Source organism: Mesorhizobium sp., assembly GCF_017306585.1.
In the GTDB taxonomy this organism is placed as follows: domain Bacteria; phylum Pseudomonadota; class Alphaproteobacteria; order Rhizobiales; family Rhizobiaceae; genus Mesorhizobium.
Map to the genome: position 1 here is coordinate 1 of NZ_JAFKIC010000377.1, position 2,005 is coordinate 2,005.

General features: G+C 65.3%; 4 protein-coding genes. 3 read left to right on the top strand and 1 reads right to left on the bottom strand.

Translation table 11 applies throughout. The features are described 5' to 3' along the window. From J0I79_RS34975 to J0I79_RS34985, 3 genes are all read left to right on the top strand, one after another. Window positions 1-385, top strand: a 385-nt coding sequence (locus J0I79_RS34975; RefSeq protein ID WP_292870758.1) for an Rrf2 family transcriptional regulator, incomplete at its 5' end; no start/stop codon positions are given. Between the two features lie 11 nt (window positions 386-396). Beyond that, window positions 397-855 carry a carboxymuconolactone decarboxylase family protein gene (locus tag J0I79_RS34980; RefSeq protein ID WP_292870760.1) on the top strand — a complete coding sequence of 153 codons (459 nt, stop codon included), beginning with the start codon at window positions 397-399 and terminating at the stop codon, window positions 853-855. A 68-nt stretch (window positions 856-923) separates the two neighbouring features. Beyond that, complete coding sequence (locus J0I79_RS34985) at window positions 924-1,301, top strand: DoxX family protein (protein ID WP_292870763.1); 378 nt, start codon at window positions 924-926, stop codon at window positions 1,299-1,301. 9 nt (window positions 1,302-1,310) lie between these two features. On the opposite strand, the gene J0I79_RS34990 is transcribed toward J0I79_RS34985, so the two are convergent. Further along, window positions 1,311-2,000, bottom strand: a complete 690-nt coding sequence (locus J0I79_RS34990) for an SDR family oxidoreductase (RefSeq protein ID WP_292870766.1) — start codon at window positions 1,998-2,000, stop codon at window positions 1,311-1,313. Between the last annotated feature and the right edge of the window lie 5 nt (window positions 2,001-2,005).

A 2,005-nucleotide genomic window follows, 5' to 3' on the forward strand; every position in this document is an offset into this window, starting at 1 on the left:
GACTGCCGAACGCATCCTGGAATCGGTACCTGGGCCGGCGGGAGGCTACAGGCTGGCGCGGCCGGCCGAGCGCATCACGCTGCTCGACATCGTGCTGGCCATCGAGGGCCGTGAACCGGCGTTCCGCTGCGGCGAGATCCGCAAAAACGGTCCGGTCAAGCTCGATGCTTCGGCCTATGTCAAACCCTGCGGCATCAATGCCGCGATGCTGAGGGCGGAGCGCGCCTATCGCGCGGCTCTCGCCGAAACGAGGCTGTCCGACATCGTGGCTGACTACGCGGCGCAGGGCGATCCCAGATCGTTTGCCGCGAGTTGCGCCTTCGTGACGCGTCACCAGCGGCCGCAGAAATCCAGTTCCACCCCGCAAAACCCCAAGCAGATTTAGAGGACATCAAGATGAAACAGAGACTGCAATTCTTCGCCAAGGCGCCCGAGATCATGAAGGCGGTGTCGGCGCTCAACAAGGCGGTCGACGAATGCGGGCTCGAAGTGAGCCTGCTGCACCTGATCAAGCTCAGGGCCTCGCAGATCAACGGCTGCTCCTTCTGCGTCGACATGCACAGCCGCGAGGCGAGGCAAGATGGCGAGACCGAGCAGCGGCTCTATCTCGTCGCGGCCTGGAAGGAATCGCCGCTGTTTTCCGAGCGCGAGCGCGCAGCGCTTGCCTGGACAGAGGCGGTGACGCTGATCGCCGGCAATGGCGTTCCGGACGAGCTCTACGCCAGGACGCTGGAACACTTTTCGGAAGAGGAACTGGTCAAGCTCTCGGTGGCGGTCGGCATGATCAACACCTGGAACCGGCTCTGCGTCCCTTTCCAGGCGATCCATCCGACGCCGGCCGCCAAGGCGGCCTGAGCCACCCACGTTTTTCAGGAGGCGCCGCCGATGCGGCGGCGCTCCCGTTATTTCAGGGGGAGAGTTTCATGCCAGCCGATTTGCCTTCGACTTTGTTGTTCCTTGGCCGCCTGTTGCTCGGCGGCGCCTTCGTCTTCGCCGGCCTGCGCAACATCCAGAACGCCGCCTTCCTCACTGGCCTAATGGCCGCGCGCGGCGTGCCGCAGGCGCGGCTGGCGCTGTGGGCCGGCATCGTCCTGCAGGTCATTGCCGGCGCCCTGGTGATGGCGGGCCTGTGGACCGGGATCGCCAGCGCCGTGGTGGTGCTGTTTCTTATCGCCGCCACGCCGATGTTCCACAATTTCTGTGACCATCAGGGACCGGACCGGGCAGCGCGCATTAACGGCTTCGTCGGCAATGTCGCGCTGGGTGGCGGGTTCCTGACGCTGATCGCGCAGTCGCTCTGAAGGGCGGAGCTAGGCGGCAAACCGCAAGCCGCCGTCGCAGGTCAACACCTGGCCGGTCATGAAGCCGTTGGAGACGAGGAAGGCTATCGCCGAGGCGACATCCTCGGCGCGGCCGATCCTGCCCACGGGGGTCTTCTCCGCATATTCGGCAAAGACCGCCTGCCGCTGATCATCGGGCAAAAAGTCCCACCACGGCGTGTCGATGACGCCGGGCGCCACGACATTGACGCGCAGCGGCTTCAGCTCTACCGCCAGGATCGGCGCCACGGTCAGCAGCATGCCGTTGATGGCGCCAATGCCGGCGACACCGGGCATCGCGACCTGCGCCGACACCGCGGAGATAAAGGTCACCGAGCCGGACTTGCTTAGTGTCGGCAGGGCCGCCTGCAGGCAGGAGAGCTGCGGGCGCACCTTTTCGTCGACGCCGCTGGCAATATCGGCAAGGTCGAGGGTCTCGAACGGGCCAAGGCCCTTGCCGCCGCTCGCGGCCAGAACGAGATGATCAAACGGACCGAGGCGTTCGAAGAACTGGCGCACCTCTTCCGGCTTCGAAGCGTCGAATGCCGCCTTGTCGGCGGCGCCGCCGAGGGTCTTCCAGGCGCTGACGAGTTTTTCCTGGTTGCGCCCGGTGATCGTCACTTTCATGCCCGGACCGAGCAGTTTGCGCGCCGTCGCCAGGCCGATGCTGATCGTGTTCATCACCT

Coding starts and splice junctions, on each gene's coding strand:
- J0I79_RS34985 (WP_292870763.1), top strand. CDS start 924: ATGCCAGCCGATTTGCCTTCGACTTTGTTGTTCCTTGGCCGCCTGTTG.
- J0I79_RS34980 (WP_292870760.1), top strand. CDS start 397: ATGAAACAGAGACTGCAATTCTTCGCCAAGGCGCCCGAGATCATGAAG.
- J0I79_RS34990 (WP_292870766.1), bottom strand. CDS start 2,000: ATGAACACGATCAGCATCGGCCTGGCGACGGCGCGCAAACTGCTCGGT.